This is a genomic window from Gemmatimonadaceae bacterium, from assembly GCA_020846935.1.
GTDB lineage: Bacteria > Gemmatimonadota > Gemmatimonadetes > Gemmatimonadales > Gemmatimonadaceae > RBC101.
Map to the genome: position 1 here is coordinate 191,169 of JADLCY010000014.1, position 18,124 is coordinate 209,292.

General features: G+C 68.3%; 18 protein-coding genes and 1 tRNA gene. All 19 read left to right on the forward strand.

Going from position 1 to position 18,124, the window contains the following annotated elements:
* Window positions 1-26 precede the first annotated feature (26 nt).
* The 19 genes from IT361_17505 to IT361_17595 all read left to right on the forward strand — a co-directional run bounded on the left by IT361_17505 (window position 27) and on the right by IT361_17595 (window position 18,113).
* Window positions 27-110, forward strand: a tRNA-Leu gene (locus IT361_17505).
* Window positions 111-192: 82 nt separating this feature from the next.
* Window positions 193-1,164 carry a D-glycerate dehydrogenase gene (locus IT361_17510; GenBank protein ID MCC6319472.1) on the forward strand — a complete coding sequence of 324 codons (972 nt, stop codon included), beginning with the start codon at window positions 193-195 and terminating at the stop codon, window positions 1,162-1,164.
* Window positions 1,165-1,257: 93 nt separating this feature from the next.
* Window positions 1,258-2,733 carry a leucyl aminopeptidase gene (locus IT361_17515; protein MCC6319473.1) on the forward strand — a complete coding sequence of 492 codons (1,476 nt, stop codon included), beginning with the start codon at window positions 1,258-1,260 and terminating at the stop codon, window positions 2,731-2,733.
* A gap of 2 nt (window positions 2,734-2,735) precedes the next feature.
* Window positions 2,736-4,649 carry a hypothetical protein gene (locus IT361_17520; GenBank protein MCC6319474.1) on the forward strand — a complete coding sequence of 638 codons (1,914 nt, stop codon included), beginning with the start codon at window positions 2,736-2,738 and terminating at the stop codon, window positions 4,647-4,649.
* A gap of 37 nt (window positions 4,650-4,686) precedes the next feature.
* Window positions 4,687-5,556, forward strand: coding sequence for a YicC family protein (locus IT361_17525; GenBank protein MCC6319475.1), 870 nt, complete (start codon window positions 4,687-4,689; stop codon window positions 5,554-5,556).
* The gene (gmk, locus tag IT361_17530; GenBank protein MCC6319476.1) at window positions 5,553-6,200 is read left to right on the forward strand and encodes a guanylate kinase; all 648 of its coding nucleotides are present in this window, start codon (window positions 5,553-5,555) and stop codon (window positions 6,198-6,200) included. Before IT361_17525 ends, gmk begins: the two co-directional genes overlap by 4 nt.
* A 5-nt stretch (window positions 6,201-6,205) precedes the next feature.
* Window positions 6,206-6,415, forward strand: a complete 210-nt coding sequence (locus tag IT361_17535) for a DNA-directed RNA polymerase subunit omega (protein MCC6319477.1) — start codon at window positions 6,206-6,208, stop codon at window positions 6,413-6,415.
* A 54-nt stretch (window positions 6,416-6,469) separates the two neighbouring features.
* Window positions 6,470-7,627, forward strand: a complete 1,158-nt coding sequence (gene coaBC, locus IT361_17540) for a bifunctional phosphopantothenoylcysteine decarboxylase/phosphopantothenate--cysteine ligase CoaBC (GenBank protein ID MCC6319478.1) — start codon at window positions 6,470-6,472, stop codon at window positions 7,625-7,627.
* 484 nt (window positions 7,628-8,111) lie between these two features.
* Window positions 8,112-8,702 carry a uracil-DNA glycosylase gene (locus IT361_17545; GenBank protein MCC6319479.1) on the forward strand — a complete coding sequence of 197 codons (591 nt, stop codon included), beginning with the start codon at window positions 8,112-8,114 and terminating at the stop codon, window positions 8,700-8,702.
* Window positions 8,650-10,077 carry a replicative DNA helicase gene (gene dnaB, locus IT361_17550; protein ID MCC6319480.1) on the forward strand — a complete coding sequence of 476 codons (1,428 nt, stop codon included), beginning with the start codon at window positions 8,650-8,652 and terminating at the stop codon, window positions 10,075-10,077. Before IT361_17545 ends, dnaB begins: the two co-directional genes overlap by 53 nt.
* 27 nt (window positions 10,078-10,104) lie before the next feature.
* Entirely contained in the window at window positions 10,105-11,466 is a 1,362-nt protein-coding gene (gene radA, locus IT361_17555; GenBank protein ID MCC6319481.1) for a DNA repair protein RadA, read from the forward strand.
* Window positions 11,467-11,469: 3 nt separating this feature from the next.
* A complete protein-coding gene (gene ispD / locus IT361_17560; protein ID MCC6319482.1) occupies window positions 11,470-12,243 on the forward strand; it encodes a 2-C-methyl-D-erythritol 4-phosphate cytidylyltransferase in 774 nt (257 codons plus the stop codon).
* Window positions 12,240-12,911, forward strand: coding sequence for a threonylcarbamoyl-AMP synthase (locus IT361_17565; protein MCC6319483.1), 672 nt, complete (start codon window positions 12,240-12,242; stop codon window positions 12,909-12,911). The genes ispD and IT361_17565 overlap by 4 nt, the downstream gene beginning before the upstream one ends.
* A 109-nt stretch (window positions 12,912-13,020) precedes the next feature.
* Window positions 13,021-13,443 carry a low molecular weight protein arginine phosphatase gene (locus IT361_17570; GenBank protein ID MCC6319484.1) on the forward strand — a complete coding sequence of 141 codons (423 nt, stop codon included), beginning with the start codon at window positions 13,021-13,023 and terminating at the stop codon, window positions 13,441-13,443.
* Window positions 13,440-14,270 (forward strand): shikimate dehydrogenase, encoded by an 831-nt coding sequence (gene aroE / locus IT361_17575; protein ID MCC6319485.1) that lies wholly within the window; start codon window positions 13,440-13,442, stop codon window positions 14,268-14,270. Before IT361_17570 ends, aroE begins: the two co-directional genes overlap by 4 nt.
* A 267-nt stretch (window positions 14,271-14,537) precedes the next feature.
* Window positions 14,538-15,104 carry a ComF family protein gene (locus IT361_17580; GenBank protein ID MCC6319486.1) on the forward strand — a complete coding sequence of 189 codons (567 nt, stop codon included), beginning with the start codon at window positions 14,538-14,540 and terminating at the stop codon, window positions 15,102-15,104.
* Window positions 15,082-16,092 carry a type I glyceraldehyde-3-phosphate dehydrogenase gene (gene gap, locus IT361_17585; GenBank protein MCC6319487.1) on the forward strand — a complete coding sequence of 337 codons (1,011 nt, stop codon included), beginning with the start codon at window positions 15,082-15,084 and terminating at the stop codon, window positions 16,090-16,092. Before IT361_17580 ends, gap begins: the two co-directional genes overlap by 23 nt.
* Window positions 16,093-16,161: 69 nt before the next feature.
* Window positions 16,162-17,358 (forward strand): phosphoglycerate kinase, encoded by a 1,197-nt coding sequence (locus tag IT361_17590; protein ID MCC6319488.1) that lies wholly within the window; start codon window positions 16,162-16,164, stop codon window positions 17,356-17,358.
* Window positions 17,359-17,363: 5 nt separating this feature from the next.
* On the forward strand, window positions 17,364-18,113 hold the full coding sequence (locus tag IT361_17595; protein MCC6319489.1) for a triose-phosphate isomerase: 750 nt from the start codon (window positions 17,364-17,366) through the stop codon (window positions 18,111-18,113).
* The last annotated feature ends 11 nt before the right edge of the window (window positions 18,114-18,124 follow it).

Sequence of the window (18,124 nt, forward strand, 5' to 3'; positions counted from 1 at the left end):
CCACGTCTGTCTAGGCTCCATCGCCTGCCCGGGTGGCGGAACTGGCAGACGCAGTGGACTCAAAATCCACCGGGCTCCGGCCCTTACGAGTTCGAGTCTCGTCCTGGGCACTCATGACGATCACGGCGCTCCCTTCGGGGCGCCGTTTTCGTTGGCACTCGGCCCGCTCGGGTGCGCGTGACAGATTGCGTCATGCGTCTTCCCTCGATCCTCGTCACGCGGCGCCTTCCCGAGGCGATTGAGTCCGTCCTCAGGGACCGCTATGCGGCACAGCTCAACACCGACGACCACCAGATGGATGCCGTGGAGCTGGCCGACGCGTTGCGTCGCCACGACATCGTGCTCTGCACCCTCACCGATCGCCTGACCCGCGAGGTTCTCGCGGTGCCGGATCGGCGAGCCCGTCTCCTCGCCAACTTTGGCGTCGGGACCAACCACATCGACCTCGAGGCGGCGCGCGCGTCGGGACTCGCGGTGACCAATACGCCCGGCGTCCTCACCGAAGACACGGCCGACCTCACGATGCTCCTGCTGCTCGCGGTCGCCCGCCGCGCGTGGGAGGGGGACCGGGAGTTGCGCGCCGGAGCCTGGACCGGCTGGCGTCCGACGCACCTGCTGGGCGCACGCGTCGCCGGCAAGACGTTAGGCATCGTGGGCATGGGGCGGATCGGCCAGGCCGTGGCTCGCCGTGCGCGGCATGGATTCGCCATGCCGGTGTCGTACTGGTCACGGACCAGGCTGCAGCCTGACGCCGAGTCCGCGCTCGGAGTGACCTGGGTGTCGACGCTCGACCGGCTCGCCGAGGCCAGCGACTTTCTCTCGCTCCATTGTCCCGCCACGACCGAAACCACCCATCTCATCAACGACGCGATTCTCGCGAGGATGCCGCGGCACGCGTTCCTGGTGAATACGGCGAGAGGCGATGTGGTGGACGAGCGCGCGCTCGTGCGAGCGCTCGTCGCGGGACGCCTTGGTGGCGCGGCGCTCGATGTGTTCGATGGCGAGCCACACGTCAACCCGGCGCTGCTCGCGCTGCCGAACGTCGTCACGCTGCCGCACCTCGGGAGCGCGACCGTGGAGTCCCGTGTGGCGATGGGGCAGGTCGCCGTGCGGAACATCACGGCGTTTGTGCAGGGGGCCCCGCTCCCCGATCGGGTCGTCTGATGGTCCGCTGCGCTCGCTTGTGGTCGTTGGTCGGCGGTCAATAGCTTTCCGCACCGCCCGAACCGCCGGGCCACTCCTGCACCCCACCTGGACATGTCCCTGGAGATTTCTGCGCGCGCCGGTCGGCCCGCGGCTGCCGCCACGCCGCTGCTCGCCTGTCTCGTGGTCGCCGGCGAGGGCATGCCGGCCGCACTCCGCGAGATCGACAAGTCGTTAGGCGGCGCGCTGCGACGCTCGTTCGATCGCCGGGACTTCCGGGCCAACCGGGACGAGACCTTTCACCTGGTCGGCGGGCGCAAGGGTCCGCGCCGGATTCTGCTGGTCGGTGCCGGAAAGCCGAGGGAGCGCGCGCTCGCATTGCGCCGGGCCGCCACACTCGCCGCGCGCCAGGCCCATCGTCTCGGTGTGGGTGCCCTCACCGTGCTCGCCGCCGGCATGTCGAACGACGAGGTGGAGCAGGTCGCGATTGGCGCACAACTCGGCGCGTGGGAGTACAGCGAACTCAAGACGCCACCGCCGGACGCGGAGCGTCGCGACCCCCTCTCCGCGATCACGCTGCTCGTGGATGACGTTCGGCAAACGGCGGGCGCGATCGCGGCCGCGGGCGCCCTCGGCGCGGGCTACGCGCTGGCGCGTCGGCTCGCCAATACACCGGGGAACGTGTGCACACCGGACCACCTCACCGAGGCGGCGCGCGACATCGGCAAGCGCCACGGTCTCAAGGTCACGGTCCTTGGCCGCAAGGAGATGGAGAAGGAGAAGATGGGTTCGTTCCTGTGTGTCGCGCAGGCGACGACCCAGGATCCGCGGCTCGTGGCCATCGAATACCGCAAGGGACCAAAGGGCGCGGCGCCGATCGTCCTCGTGGGCAAGGGGCTCTGCTTCGATACGGGCGGCATCTCCATCAAGCCCGCGGAGCGAATGGAGTTCATGAAGTTCGACATGTGCGGCGCGGCCGGCGTGTTGGGCGCCATGGAGGCGATCGCACGACTCGGCCTCGCCGTGAACGTCGTCGGCGTGTTCGGAGCCACGACCAACATGCCGGGGTCCAACGCCGTGAAGCCAGGCGACGTCGTGACTGCCTCGTCAGGCAAGACGATCGAGATCATCAACACCGATGCCGAGGGTCGGCTCGTGCTGGCCGATGTGCTGCATTGGGTTCGGCGCTATGAGCCCGCCGCGGTGATCGATGCCGCCACGCTCACCGGGGCCTGCGTGATCGCGCTGGGCAACACGACGACGGGCGCGCTGGGCAACGACGACGCCCTCGTCGCGGAAGTGATCGCGGCCTCACGCCGCGCGGCCGAGCCGGCGTGGCAACTTCCCCTGACTGATGAGTACAAGGAGCAGATCCGCTCGGTGGTGGCCGACATCAAGAACACCGGCGGGCGCGCGGCGGGCACCATTACCGCCGCCGCGTTCCTCAATGAGTTCGTCGCGTACCCATGGGTGCACCTGGACATCGCTGGCACCGCGTACACCGAATCCGACCTGACCGTGATCCCGGTCGGTGCGACCGGTGTGCCGGTGGGAACATTCGTGGAATTCGTTCGGAGGCGCGTCACCTGACGATGCTGCGCCGCTGGCTCGCGCGCGCCGGCCTCGGCCTCCTGGTCGGGGCCGTTTTACATACGCCCGTCGCTGCCCAGGGGCGTGACACGGTGCGCACCCGTGCCGACTCGCTCCGGGCCGACTCGTTGGCGCGCGCTCGGCTGCGCGCGGATTCGCTCGCGCGGGCCCGCGCCGACAGTCTGCGGTCGGACTCGCTGATGCGCGAAGACCTGGCGATCATCGCCGAACAGCGCAAGCGAGCTGACAGCATCAAGGCCCCGCTGGCGGCGGCGGAATCGCCCGTGCTCACCGAACATCCCGGCGTCCTCTCCTGGAACCGCGAGCAACTGGGCGCGAGCGGCGCCATGACGTTAGGCGACCTGCTCGAAGGCATCCCGGGACTCACCGTTTTTCGCACCGGGTGGATCGGGTCGCCAGAACAGGCCGCGTACCTCGGCGATTTCGGGACGGTCCGCGTGTTTTACGATGGCCTGGAGGCGCCCGCACTCGACCCTCGCAATGGCGGCACGCACGACCTCTCGCTCATCCAGCTCTGGCAGCTGGAGGACGTTCGCATCGAGCGCGGTGCGACGGAGCTGCGGATTCACCTGCGCACGTGGAGTGTGCGCAACGTGACGCCCGCCACCCGCGTGGACATCGGGACGGGCGACCTCTCGACGAACGCGTATCGCGGCTACTTCGGCCGACGCTTTGCGCACGGCGAGGTGCTGCAGCTCGGCGCCTATCAGTATTCGACACGCGATCCGCGATCCATTGGCGAGGCCGACAATCTGTCGCTGTTTGGCCGCGTCGGATGGGCGATCCGCGGTTTCAGTATCGATGGCTCGTTCCTGCGCACGCGCCGTGAGCGCACCGAACAGCCGCGCACCACGGAAAGCGGCCGCGCCAACCTGCCGCCGATCGACGTCACGGGTACCGATGCGTACGCGCGCGTGGCGTGGCAGGACACGACGAAGAAGCTGTGGGCGCAGGTGATGGCGGCGTCATTTGCGCATCGCCAGTCGTCCCGGCTCGATGCTTCGGAGCCCGGCGTTGGTGCGCCGTCCGACACGACGACGGACTCCACGGCGTTTCGCACCAGTCGTCCGCAGTACGTGGCGGCGGTGGGCTGGTCGCGGCGGGCGCTCTCCCTTTCCGCCACGACGCGGATCGAGCGCAACGGTGGTGACACATTCGTGTCGCCCATGCTGCGTGGTGCCTGGGACACGAGGCGGCTTGCTCTGACGGGAACCGCCGAGCGTCGCGACGCAGCCGAACTCACGCGGCTCGAGGGTTCGGCGCGGCTCGAGCCGCTGTCGTGGTTCGCGCTGAGTGGCGCCGCGAGTCGGACGCGGTTCGATGACCGGACCATCTCCGGCCAGCCCCAGTCCTACCGTGGCGAGGTTGCCCTTCGGTTCCGGCGGATGTGGGCCGGCATCGGATTTCTCTCACGCGACCCGGCGCGGCTGATCGCCCCCGTGGTGTTCGATACCGGATTTCGACCGGTCGGCGACTCCACCGCTGCCACCGCCACGTTTGTCACGGCGCGCGGGAAGTTCTGGAAGGACGTGGGCGTGGACTTCGCCGCCACCAAGTGGGGAGCGGAACGCGCGTTCCGACCCGCGTACCAGGTGCATACGCGACTCTTTGTCGATACGAGCTGGCCGTCGCGCTTCCCGTCAGGCAACCTCAACATTCTGTTTGCGCTGACGCACGACTACCGCACACAGGTGCCCTTCGTCGTGGACGACGGCGACGTCGTGCGCTCAACCCAATACCGCACGATCGGCCTGCAACTCGAGATCCGACTGCTGCAGGCCACGGTGAGCTACCAGTTCAGGAACGTGATGAATGCGCAGTACGAGCAGGTGCCGGGCTTCCTGGCGCCGCGGCCCGTGCAGTTCTACGGGGTCCGGTGGAACTTCTTCAATTGACAAGGTTGTTGTGCCGCAATAAGTTGCGCCCCCTATCATGATCCGAAGCATGACGGGGTACGGGTCGGCGACCGGCATGGTCGGCGCCCGACGTGTGACGGTCGAGGTCCGGTCGGTCAACCACCGGTTCTTCAATGCGACCATCCGGTTGCCCAGCGAGCTCTCGCGTTGGGAGAACGACGTGCGCGAAGCGCTGCGTCGAAAGGTCGCCCGCGGCCACGTGACCCTGAGTGCACGCTCCGACAGCAGCGCCCCGGGTGCCATCGTCATCGACGAAGCCCGGTTCGCCGCCTACGTGACGATCGTGCGCACGCTGCAGGAGCGGCATGAACTGGGTCGTGAACTTGACGCATCGGCTATCCTCCGTTTGCCTGATGTCCTGGCCGGCATTCCGGAGGCCGACGAGTCGAGTGTCGGTGAGCTGGTCGCGTTGGTCGACGAAGCCGCCGACCAGCTCACGAGGTCCCGCGCGGAGGAGGGTCGGAGACTCGTGGCGTTTCTGCTCGAGCGGCTGGCCGTGGTTGAGGGGGCACTGGTCAGGATCGGGGTGCGTACACCTGAGCGGCTCGAAGCGCATCGTGACCGGCTTCGAACGGCGGTGAAGGAGCTCACCGACGGCATCGTCCTCGATGAGCAACGGCTTGCGGTGGAGATTGCGCTGCTTGCCGAGCGGTTGGACGTGCAGGAAGAGCTCTCCCGGTTTGCGGCGCACAATGCGGCCTTCCGGGCGACGCTGGGTTCCACCGGCGCGCCGGTGGGCAAGCGGCTGGGCTTTCTCCTCCAGGAGATGCTGCGCGAGGCCAACACGACCGGCAGCAAGGCGAACGATGCGGCCATCGTCGGTGACGTGGTGATCATCAAGGAGGAACTCGAGCGCCTCCGAGAGCAGGTGGAAAACCTCGAGTGAATCCGTTTCCGATCATCCTCTCGTCGCCCTCCGGGGGCGGGAAGACGACCATCGCTCGGCTGCTGCTCGAGCGTCGCCGGGACCTGGGGTACTCGGTCTCATGCACGACCCGGTCACCCCGTGCCGGGGAACAGAACGGGCGCGACTACCGATTCCTCTCGCTGGACGAGTTTGCCGACCACCACGCCCGCGGAGAGTTTGCCGAGCAGGCCGAGGTCCACGGCAATCACTACGGGACCCTCCGGTCGGAGGTGGAGCAGGTCTTTTCGGCCGGCCGGCACGTCGTGATGGATATCGATGTCCAGGGGGCTCGTCAGTTTGTCGTCGCCTACCCCGAGTCCGTGTTAGTTTTCCTGTTGCCTCCGTCGGCCGATGCTCTTGTTGGGCGGCTGACGGGGCGAAAAACGGAAGACCCGGCGGCGACCTTGCGCCGGCTCACGGCGGCGAGGGATGAATTGGCCGCCGTGCATCAGTACCAATACGTGGTGGTCAACGACGATCTCGAGACGGCGTACGCACAGGTCTCGGCGATCATCGACGCCGAAACGGTGCGTCACGCGCGGTTGCCGTTGTTGTCGGATCGGGTTCGTCGGCTGGTCGAAGCACTGGACCGGCGGATCGCGCAGTTTCCCGGAACCTCCTGAACCTCATGCGAGTCTTCACGCCAGACGAAATCTCCAGCGGGTCGGCCAACAAGTACCTCGGCGTGCTGGTGGCCGCCAAGTATGCCCGCGTCCTCAACGAGTTCCCGCGCGACCGTTCGTCGACGCGCGAGAAGAAGCTCACCACGCGGGCCATGGAAGAGCTGTCGCGGGGGGATGTGGACTACAAGATCGTCACGAAGCCGCGTTCGGAGTAATCAGCCGTTCGTCCGTTCCGGGGTCGTCGCGTCCTCCTTGGGGTCACGGGAGGCATCGCCAGCTACAAGTCCGCGTCCCTCGCACGCCTGCTGACGCAGGCTGGCACGGAGGTCGATGTGGTGCTGTCGCGCTCGGCCCGGGAGTTCGTCGGTGCCGTGACGTTTGAGGCGCTCACCGGCCGGCCGGTGCATGCGGCGCTCATCGCCGAAGGCCATGCGCTGGACCACATCCGACTGGCCCGCGCGGCACACGCCGTGATCGTGGCGCCGGCGACGGCCGACTTTCTCGCCCGCGCGGCGACGGGTCAGGCCGACGACCTGTTGACGGCGTGTCTGTTGGCCACGACCGCGCCGGTTCTCGTCATGCCGGCCATGAACGACCGGATGTGGGCGCATCCACAAACGACCCGCAACGTGGCGCACTTGCGCGAGATCGGGTACACGGTCGTCGATCCCGACGTGGGTGAACTTGCCGTGGGTGAGGGAACGGGGCCGGGGCGGATGCCCGAGCCAGAGGCCATCCTGGCGCATATCGGCCGGATGCTCGAGCCGCGCGGACCGCTGAGCGGCCGCTCCGTGCTCGTGACTGCCGGGCCGACGCGCGAGGCGCTCGATCCGGTGCGGTTTCTCTCAAACCGTTCGAGCGGCAAGATGGGTGTGGCGATCGCGGCCGCGGCCTGGCGCCGTGGCGCACACGTGACGCTCGTGACCGGCCCGACGGGAACTCCGGCGCCGGTCGGCGTTCGCCTCGTGCCCGTGCAGTCGGCCGCGGACATGCACGCGGCGGTGGCCGCGTCGCTGCCAGCGAGTGATGTGCTCGTGATGGCCGCTGCGCCGGCGGACTTCCGACCAGAGTCGGTCGCCGAACAGAAGATCAAGAAGGCGGATGCGCCGGAGGCCATCGCGCTTGCGCCGACAGCGGACATTCTCCGTTCCACCGCGGGCCGGCGCCGCGACGGGACGGTCGTCGTGGGCTTTGCGCTCGAGACGGAACGCGTGATCGAGAACGCACGGGCCAAGCTGGCCACCAAGGCGCTCGACCTCATCGTCGTCAATGACGCGACCGAGGCCGGGGCCGGGTTCGAGGTGGATACCAATCGCGTGACACTGATCGCCGCAGGGTGCGAACCCGAGGCACTCCCATTGATGAGCAAGGCCGAGGTGGCGGACGCGATTCTCGATCGCGTGGAGAGGATGGTCTGTGGACCCTAGAGAGCAGATTCGGCGATTCCTCGAACAACGACGCGAACTGGGCGAAACCGAGTTCGTGCTCGACGCGATGGGCGTGGACGACGTGCTGCGAGTGCTGGGGGCGGGCACGGGTGTCGGTGCGGGCGCGGGCCCTCGTGCGGGCGCGGTGGGCACCGGCGGTGATCGTGCGCCTGACGCCAGCGGTGCGCGGATTGACTGGCGCGCCGCGCTGGGCGCGGCCGATGCTGGAAGTGCGCGCGCGGAGCGACGCGAGCCGCAAGCACCGGGAGGGCCTCCCGACCGAACGGTGGCCGCGCCCAGTGGGGCGGGGGCCCCCCCCCGTTCGAAAGATCGCCCGATTCCTCCCGATCTGCGTCATCGTCCTGTCCCCGCTCCAACCGTTTCCCCGCCACCCGCCGAGTCCTCCGCGGCCGCTCCCGACAATGCGCTCATATCCCTCGACGACCTGCCGACCGGGCTCGTCGTGGGGTCGGCCGCGCACGACATGTTCGAGGCATCGCGATCGCCGTGGCAGAGCCTGGACGACATCGCCCAGGCGGTCGCCGGATGCACCAGGTGCGCGCTCTACCAGACGGCGAAGAACCCGGTCCCCGGCGTCGGAAACCCGAACGCCGATTTCGTGTGTGTCGGCGAGGCGCCCGGCGCTAACGAAGACGAGCAGGGTCTGCCGTTCGTCGGGCCCGCCGGCCAGCTGCTCACGAAGATCCTCGGTGCGATCCAGCTGACGCGCGACGACGTCTTCATCTGCAACGTCCTCAAGCACCGTCCGCCGGGGAATCGCAACCCGTCTCCGGACGAGGTGACGGCTTGTTCACCATACCTCGTCCGTCAGATCGAGCTGCTGCGCCCAAAGGTCTTGCTCGCTCTCGGCACCTTTGCGGCGCAAACACTGTTGCAGACGAAGGAGCCCATCGGCAAACTCCGCGGCAGAATCCACCGCTACTACGGAGTGCCCTGCGTGGTCACGTATCACCCGGCCGCGCTGCTTCGCAACCCGTCGTGGAAACGCCCCACCTGGGAAGATGTCCAGCTTGCTCGAAGACTCCTCGACCGCGCCATCCCAGGCGCGCAGTAACGCGTTCCGGGACCGGCGTCCGCCGTTTTCCGAGGACGCCGAGCAGGCCGTGCTGTCGGCCATGATGATGGACCGGAACGCCATCGTGCGGGCCGGGGAGTTCGTGGACGAGACGATGTTCTACCGCGAGGCCCATCGCCGCATCTTCCGCGCGATCCTCTGGCTGAGCGAAAAGGGCACGGTCGTCGACGCGCTCACCCTGAGTGATGAGCTGGGGCGCCGCGGCGAGCTGGACGCGTCAGGCGGCAAGGACTACCTCGCCTCCATCGTGGACGCCGTCCCGACCGCCGCCAACGTCGAATACCACGCACGCATCATCCGCGAAAAGGCCGTCGTCCGGCGCCTCATCGAAACGTCCACCGACATCGTGAGCGAGGCGTTCGAGGGCAAAGTCAGCTCGGCGGACCTTCTCGACAAGGCGGAGCAACGGATCTTCCAGATCAACCAGACGCGGAAGGCCGAAGGGTTCCATCGCATGAAGGAGCTCCTCTGGACCGCGATGGAGCGCATCGAGGAACTGAGCAAGCACGGTGAGGAAGTCACCGGCGTGCCGTCGGGCTTCACCGATCTCGACAAGCTCACGCTCGGCTTCCAGCGCTCCGAGTTGATCATCGTCGCGGCGCGCCCCTCGATGGGAAAGACGGCGTTCGTGCTGAACGTGGCGCAGAACGCGGCTTACCTCGGTCACACCCCCGTGGCGATCTTCTCGCTCGAGATGGCCAAGGAGCAGCTCGTCACCCGGATGCTCGCGGCCGAAGGGTGGGTGGACGCGCAAAAGCTCCGCAGCGGCAAGCTTTCGGACGACGACTTCCGCAATCTGGGCAAGGCGTCCGGCATCCTGGGCTCGCTGCCGATCTGGATCGATGACACGCCCGGCCTCACCGCGCTCGAGATCCGCTCGCGGGCGCGGCGGCTCAAGGCCGAGAATGACGTCGGGCTCATCATCATCGACTACCTGCAGCTCATTCAGGGTCCCGCCGACTCGGAGAATCGGCAGCAGGAGATCAGCTATATCTCGCGTTCGCTCAAGATCCTTGCACGTGAGTTGCAGGTTCCGGTGGTGTGCCTTTCGCAGCTCTCGCGCGCGCCCGAGCAGCGGACGGGCGAGAACCGTCGGCCCCAACTCTCGGACCTCCGCGAGTCCGGCGCCATCGAGCAGGATGCCGACGTCGTTATGTTCCTCTTTCGGCCGGAGTACTACGACGGCGCGCACGACGAACGGGGCGAGCCCCGCCGCCTCGCCGATGGCACGCCGCTCGAGGGCCTCGCCGAGATCATCGTCGGCAAGCAGCGCAACGGTCCGACCGATACCGTCCGGATGTACTTCCACAAGCGCTTCACGCGCTTCGACAACTACGCGCCACGGCGCGAATAGCGCCTGACCCCTCGACCCGACCGCACCCTGCGAACGAAGACGACGTTCCGATGCACCGAGTGCGGTGCCGATCACCCCAAGTGGCAGGGGCGCTGTGACGCGTGTGGCGAGTGGAACACGCTCGTCGAGGAAGTCGTCTCGCGGCCGAGTCGGGCGGCTGCGCCGCGCGCCGCCATCCCGGGACCGACGGCGCGTCCCACGCGACTGCGGGACGTGGGGTCCGCGCGCACGAGCCGGTTCTCGTCAGGCATCGAAGAGCTCGACTTTGTGCTCGGCGGGGGTGTCGTCCCGGGCTCCCTGATCCTGGTCGGCGGCGAACCCGGCATCGGCAAGTCGACGCTCCTGCTGCAGGTCGCGGGCGCCGTCTCCGCGCGCGGCACCGAGGTGCTCTACGTCTCCGGCGAAGAATCGGCGCTGCAGGTCAAGCTCCGTGCGGAGCGCCTGCGCCTCGGTGAGTCGGTGTCGCTGCTCTGCGCCACGTCGCTCGAGGACGTCCTGGAGGCCGCCGAGGGCGCACGCCCCGGTCTCATGATCGTCGACTCCATCCAGACGGTGGCAACGGACGATCTCGAGGGTGCGCCCGGGAACGTGGGTCAGGTGCGCGAATGCGCCGCGCGTCTCATGCGCCACGCCAAGGCCAGCGGTGCGGCCGTCGTCGTGGTCGGGCACGTGACCAAGGGCGGCAGTATCGCCGGTCCCCGGACCCTCGAGCACATCGTCGATACGGTCCTGTACTTCGAAGGCGAAAGCTCGGCGGACCATCGGGTGCTCCGTGCCACGAAGAATCGGTTTGGTTCGGTCGACGAGATCGGCGTGTTCCGAATGACCGAAGACGGACTTGCGGGCGTGGCCAATCCATCAGCGCTCTTCCTGGCCGATCGCGAGTCGCGCGCATCCGGAAGCGCCGTCACGGCCCTCATGGAGGGGACGCGGCCGGTGCTGGTCGAAGTGCAGGCGCTGGCCGCCAAAGCGGGGTTCGGGACGCCGCAACGCGTGTCCACGGGCTTCGACGGGCGCCGCCTTGCCCTGCTGCTTGCCGTGCTGGACAAGCGCACGGGGTTGTCCTGTGGGGCGCTCGACGTGTTCCTCAACGTGGTCGGTGGTTTGCGCATGGTGGAGCCGGCCGGCGACCTCGCGGTGGTCAGCGCGCTTGCCTCGAGTATCTATGACCGCCCGCTCGCCGGCGACGCGGTGTTCATTGGCGAAGTCGGATTGGGCGGCGAAGTCCGGCCCGTGTCGCAGGTCGAACGGCGCCTGGCCGAAGCGGCGCAGCTCGGATTTGCCTCGGCGTTCGTGGCGGCGCGCGGCATTCCGCGCCGACCGCCCGAGGGGCTGCGCGTCGTTGGGGTCGAGACGATCGGCGCCCTGTTCGCGCACCTGTTTCGTTAGGCGATGACCGACGACCACGACGGCGAGCGCGCCGCAGGCCATCTGTCGCGGGACACCACGCCCGCGGAACTGCGCCCAGAGCCCGCCGCCCCGCCGGATGTCGGGGTCGTCATCGTTGCCGCCGGCACCGGTTCGCGAACCGGAACGGCGGAACTCAAGCAGTTCCGATGGGTCGCCGGGAAGCCGATGCTGCTCCACAGCCTTCAGGCCTTCCATCGGCGGCCCGACGTCGCCCTCGTGGTCACGGTGCTGCCGCGCAGCCACGCCGGCGACCCGCCCCCCTGGTTGTTCCAGTGCGACGTCGATCGCCTGCTCGTGTCCACCGGCGGGCGTGAGCGCATGGATTCGGTGTGGAGCGGCATCGAGGATCTCCCCGACGAAGCCGGGATCGTCGTCATTCACGACGCCGCCCGCCCGCTCGTGACCGATGAGACGATCGCCGCGGTCATCGCCGAAGCGCGCGCCGGCCGCGGTGCGATCGCGGCGCTCCCGGTGGTGGATACGCTCAAGGAAGTGCACGACGACGGGCGGGTCGTGCGCACCATCGATCGCGCGCGGCTCTGGCGCGCACAGACGCCTCAGGCGTTTCCACGGGCCATGATCGAAGCCGCGCACCTCCACGCTCGCCGCGACGGCATCGTCGCCACCGACGACGCCGCGCTCTGTGAGCGGCTGGGCTTCGAAGTGGTCGTCGTGCGCGGCAGCGAGCGGGCAATGAAGGTGACGGAGGCTGATGACTTTGCGCGCGCCGAGCGCCTGGGCGACCTCCCCGCGTGAGCGTCGCGAACATCGCGGTCCCGTTCTGGTCGCCCGGCGAAGTCGACGCCGCGATTCCGCGCACCATCGATCATTTGCGCGAGGGTGGCGTGCTCGCGTACCCCACGGAAACGCTGTATGGCTTCGGGACCGCGGTCGATCGTGAGGCGGTCGAGGCGCTCGTGCTGCTCAAGCAGCGACCGGCGAGCAAACCGTTTCTTCTGCTCATCGCCGGCAGCGACATGATCGAGCGACTCGGTCTGCGCCTGACGAGGGACGCCTCGATCCTCGCGGCGCGACACTGGCCGGGCCCGGTGACGCTCGTGCTTCCCGGCGGAGAACGGCGCGTTCCCGATCGGCTGCGCGGCCCGGAGGGCGGCATCGCCGTACGTTGGACCTCGCATACGGGCCTGCAGCAGTTGATCCGCGCGTACGGGGACCCCATGACGAGCACGAGCGCCAATCGCCCTCGACAGCCGCCGGCAATGTCGGCGTTCGAGATCCTCGAGCAGTGGCCGGATCCGGTGCGCGCGGGTCGTATGCGCGTCCTCGATGGCGGGCGACTCTCGCCGTCGGAGCCGTCGACCGTCGTGGATTGCGTGGGGGCGCGCCCGCGCGTGATCCGACCTGGTGCGATCCCCGCGTCGGTGCTGCGGGAGTCGTTGCCACGGCTCATCGGCGATCGATGAGCGGCGCAAGTGACGCGGCGCCACCACGCGGGTTACGTTTCAGGCCCGTCGCCTGCGCCGCTCCGTGAAGCTCCTCTTCGTTTGCACCGGGAACACCTGTCGTTCACCCATGGCCGAAGCCATCGGGCGCCGCGAGGCGATCGAACGCGGCCTCCTCGGGTTCGACGTGGAGAGCGCGGGAACCAGCGCCTGGGACGGCGCGCCGGCATCGGACGGTTCGCTCCTCGTCGCGCTCGAGCGGCACCTCGACCTCGCGAATCACCGCGCGCGCTCGCTGACGCGTGACCTCGTGCGGGCGGCGGACCTCATCCTGGTGATGTCGCCGAATCACCTCGAGCGCGCGTTGTCCCTGGGCGGCGAAGGGAAAGCCGTGTTGTTGTCCGCGTTTGCCACGGGCGGTGAGGGGGTCGCGATCAGCGATCCCTTTGGCGGCGACCTCGCAGGGTATCGCGCGACGGCCGATGAGCTGACGACCTACGTGCGCTCGGTGTTCGACCGCCTCACGCGGGATCGCGCGGCCACGTCGGCGTGAGTCGAACTGCGGCGTGGCCTGGTCGCCTGGTCCTCCTCGGCCATCCCGTCGGTCATTCGCGATCCCCGGCATTCCAGAATGCGGCGCTCGAGGCCGCCGGGATTCCGCTGCGATACACCGCGCTCGACGTCGCGCCTGCGGAGTTGGGGCAGGTGCTCGCGGACCTGCGTGCAGTTCGCGGGGCAGGGAACGTCACGATTCCCCACAAGCGCGCGGTGTACGAAGCCTGCGAGGTGCGCCTGCCCCGCGCCGAGCAGGCGGGGGCGGTGAACACCTTCTGGCATGATGAGGAGGGACGGCTCTACGGCGACAACACCGATGTTGCAGGGTTCGAAGCCGCCGTGGATTCGTTAGGCACCACCCGACCGGGCGCCGTGGTGGCTCTGCTCGGCGCGGGGGGAGCGGCGGCGGGTGTGTGCGCCGCGGTGGCCACATGGGCCGGTGCCACGGTGGGGATCTTCGCTCGCTCGCCCGAGCGCGCGAACGAACTGCGTCAGCGTTTCCCGCACACACGGCCGGCCTCGAGCGCCGCGGCCGCGCTGTCAGGGGCGTCGCTCGTGGTGAACGCAACGCCCGTTGGCATGACGGATGACGCACATCCGGTGGAGGTCGCATGGCTCCCGCGTGACGCGCACGTGATGGATCTCGTGTACCGTGATGGTGAGACGTCATGGGTGCGTGCGGCGCGCGCACGCGGTCTCCGGGCCATCGACGGACGCGCGATGCTCCTCTCGCAGGGAGCCGAGGCGTTCCGGTGCTGGTTTGGCCGTGATCCTGATCTCGAAGTCATGCGGACGGCCCTCGGGCACTCGACGCGGAGCGAGTGAGGCGTCCGGGAGGACGCCATGTCACACTCAAGCGCTCACCGGGCCGCCAGACCGACGTGGTGGCGCACCCTGGCCACCGATCTCGCGGATCTCCTGCTGCCGCGCACGTGCCTGACGTGTGCGCGCCACATGCCGCGGGCCTCCAGCGGGTACGCGTGCTCTCGCTGCTGGGCGCAGGTCGCCCCGCTCGGGCGACCGACGTGCGCGCGATGCGGACACCCGCAGCGCGGTACGGTGTGTCGCTGGTGTCGCCACCTGTCGCCACACGTGCACGCTGCACGCTCGTGCGCCTGGGCCGACGATCCGGTGGCGCGAAGCCTGCTCCATGCGATCAAGTACGATGGCTGGCACCGCGTGGCGGACGAACTGTCCGCCCGCATGTCCCAGCTCGAGTTTCCGTCAACGCTCAGCGCAGCGCGCGCGATGGTCCCCGTACCACTCGCACCTGGCCGACTTCGCGAGCGCGGCTACAACCAGAGCGAGGGCCTGGCGCGTGGTGTGGCGGCGCGCTGGGGCCTCGGCGTACCGGTACCACTGTTGCAGCGCCTGCGCGAGACCCCATCGCAAACTCGGTTGACAGTCGAAGAACGTTTGACGAACGTTGCCAACGCCTTTCAGGTCGATGCCTCGCTGTTGCAGCGACTCGGGGACGTGACGGTGTTCCTCGTCGACGACGTCATCACGACCGGCGCGACGTTGAATGCCTGTGCCGACGCGCTGGCAAGCGCCGGGGTGCGCACCATCTGCTTCATCACATACGGCCGCGCGCGCGATCCGCGCGACGCGCCCGCTTCACGGGGAACACGTTCACATGGCGATTCGGGTAGGCATTAACGGGTTCGGCCGCATTGGCCGGCAGGTGCTGCGCGCCGCCAAGGAGACCGGCGTCACCGACCTCGACTTCGTCGCGGTCAACGATCTCACCGACACCAGGACCCTCGCGCACCTCTTCAAGTACGACTCGGTGCACGGCGCGTTCGCCGGCAGCGTCTCGAGCGGGAACGAGGCGTTGACGATCAACGGCGACACCGTGAAGGTCTTTGCACAGAAGGATCCTGCCGCGCTGCCGTGGAGGGACCTGGGCGTCGACATCGTGCTCGAGTCCACCGGCCGCTTCACCGATGCACCGGTGGCCAGGAAGCACCTCGAAGGTGGCGCGAAGAAGGTCATCATCTCGGCGCCGGCCAAGGGAGAAGACATCACCGTGGTGATGGGCGTCAATCACCAGAAGTACGACGCGGCGTCGCACCATGTCATCTCCAACGCGTCCTGCACGACCAACTGCCTCGTGCCGATGGTGAAGGTGATTCGTGATGCGTTCGGGTTTCGCCATGGCGCCATGGTCACCATCCACAGCTACACCAACGACCAGCAGATCCTCGACCTGCCGCACAAGGACCTGCGGCGCGCCCGCGCGGCCGCGGTGTCGATCATCCCGACCACCACCGGTGCGGCCAAGGCCACCTCGCTCGTGATCCCCGAGGTGAAGGGCAAGATCGACGGCATCGCGATTCGGGTGCCCACGCCGGACGTGTCGCTCACCGAGCTGACCGTCGAGGTGGAGAAGGCGACGACGATCGATGAGGTCAATGCCGCCTTCCGCGCTGCCGCCGATGGCGCGCTCAACGGCGTCCTCGCGTACACCACCGAGGAACTCGTCTCTGCCGACTACATCGGGAATCCGCACTCGTGCATTCTCGACTCGAAGAACACCAACGTCATCGATGGCACGATGGTGAAGGTGTCCGGGTGGTACGACAACGAGTGGGGGTACGCGAGCCGCTGCGTTGACCTCCTGCGCTACGTCGGCCAGAAGCTCTGAGGTCGGCGACCACCGGCTCCGCAACCGCGGAGCCGGCGTCGGTCGTCGTGTTGCCTTGCACCCGCCTCGATGAACAAACGCTCCATTCGCGACCTCCCGGACGCCTCGCTCGCCGGCAAGCGTGCGCTCGTCCGCGTCGACTTCAACGTGCCCCTCGACGGTGACGGTCGTGTCACCGACGACACACGCGTGCGCGCTGCACTGCCAACCATCGAATACCTCGCGGCCCGCGGTGCTCGTGTCGTGTTGCTTTCGCATCTCGGGCGACCAAAGGGCGGCCCCGATCCGAAGTACTCCCTGGCACCGGTGGCCGCGTGTCTCGATGGGCTCATCGACTGGCCCGTGAGCTTTTGCCCGACGTCGATTGGGTCGGAAGCCGAAGCGCGCACGAAGGCCATGGGAGACGGCGAAGTGCTGCTCATGGAGAATACGCGCTTTCACCCGGGCGAGGAGAAGAACGACGAGGCGCTGTCAAAGGCATTTGCGGCCCTCGGGGATCTCTACGTGAACGATGCGTTTGGGTCGGCGCATCGGGCACACGCCAGCACGGCCGGTGTCGCGGCCTTCCTCCGCCCATGCGTGGCCGGGTTCCTCATGGAAAAGGAACTGGGGTACCTGGGGAGCGCGGTCGCTGACCCCAGGCGCCCGTTCGTGGCCATCCTTGGCGGCGCCAAGGTGTCGGGGAAGATCGACGTGATCGAGGCGCTGCTCCCCAAGGTGGACGGTCTTCTCGTGGGCGGCGCGATGGCCTGCACGTTCTTCAGGGCGATGGGACTCGAAACCGGGAAGTCGCTCGTGGAACTCGATCGGGTCGATCTGGCGCGCGAACTGGTGCAGCGGGCCGGCGTTCGTCTGACCCTCCCGCATGACGCGACCATCGCGCCCTCCATGACCGACGGGGCGCGCGCCACCAACGTCAGGCGGGACGCGATTCCCTCCGACCAGGCGATGTTCGACATTGGCCCCGAGACGCAGGCGTCGTATGCGCGCGCGATCGCCAGCGCGAAGACGGTGCTGTGGAACGGACCCATGGGCGTCTTTGAAACCAAACCATTCGATGCCGGCACGAACGCCATCGCGCATGCGATGGCCGACGCCACCTCACGCGGAACGACCACCATCGTGGGTGGGGGAGACTCCGCGGCGGCCGTCGCCGAGGCCGGCCTCGAGGCGTCCATGAGCCACGTGTCGACCGGTGGTGGCGCGTCGCTCGAGTTCCTGGAGGGCAAGGTGCTCCCCGGGGTAGCCGCCCTCGACGATCGGTGACCTTCATGCGTCGTCCTGTCTTTGCCGCCAACTGGAAAATGCATCACGGACCGTCCGACACCCGGGCGTTCCTTCGGTCGTTCCTGGCGCACTATGCGCGTCGCCCCGATCGGCAGGTGCTGTTCTTCCCGCCGGCCGTGAGCCTCACCACCGTCGTCGACGGACTGCGGGAACGCCAGGACATTCAGGTGGGGGCGCAGAACATCCACTGGCAGGACAAGGGCGCGTTTACGGGCGAGCTGAGTGCGCCGATGGCCCGCGATGCGGGGGCGACGATGGCACTCGTGGGCCACTCGGAGCGCCGCCACGTATTCGGGGAAACCGATGAGCAGACCGCGCTCAAGGTGGCGGCCGCCGTGCGGGCTGGCCTGGTCCCGATGCTCTGTGTGGGTGAAACGCTGGAGGAGCGCGAACGAGGCGAGACTCAGCTGGTCGTCCTTCGCCAGCTCCGCACCGGCATCTCGGCGATCGAACCCGCGGCAATTGCGACGATGATGATCGCGTACGAGCCGGTGTGGGCCATCGGCACCGGAAAGACCGCCACCCCCGACGATGCATCGCTCATCCATCAGGTGATCCGTCAGGAACTGCTCGCGATCCTGGGCGAGAAGGCGCGCGCGATCCCGATTTGCTATGGGGGTAGTGTGAACCGAGGGAATGCGGCCACCCTGCTCGAGGCCCCGGAAGTCGATGGCCTGCTCGTGGGGGGCGCGTCGCTGGACGCGGAAGGGTGGAGCTCGATCGTCCGGAGCTGAAGGGGCGATCT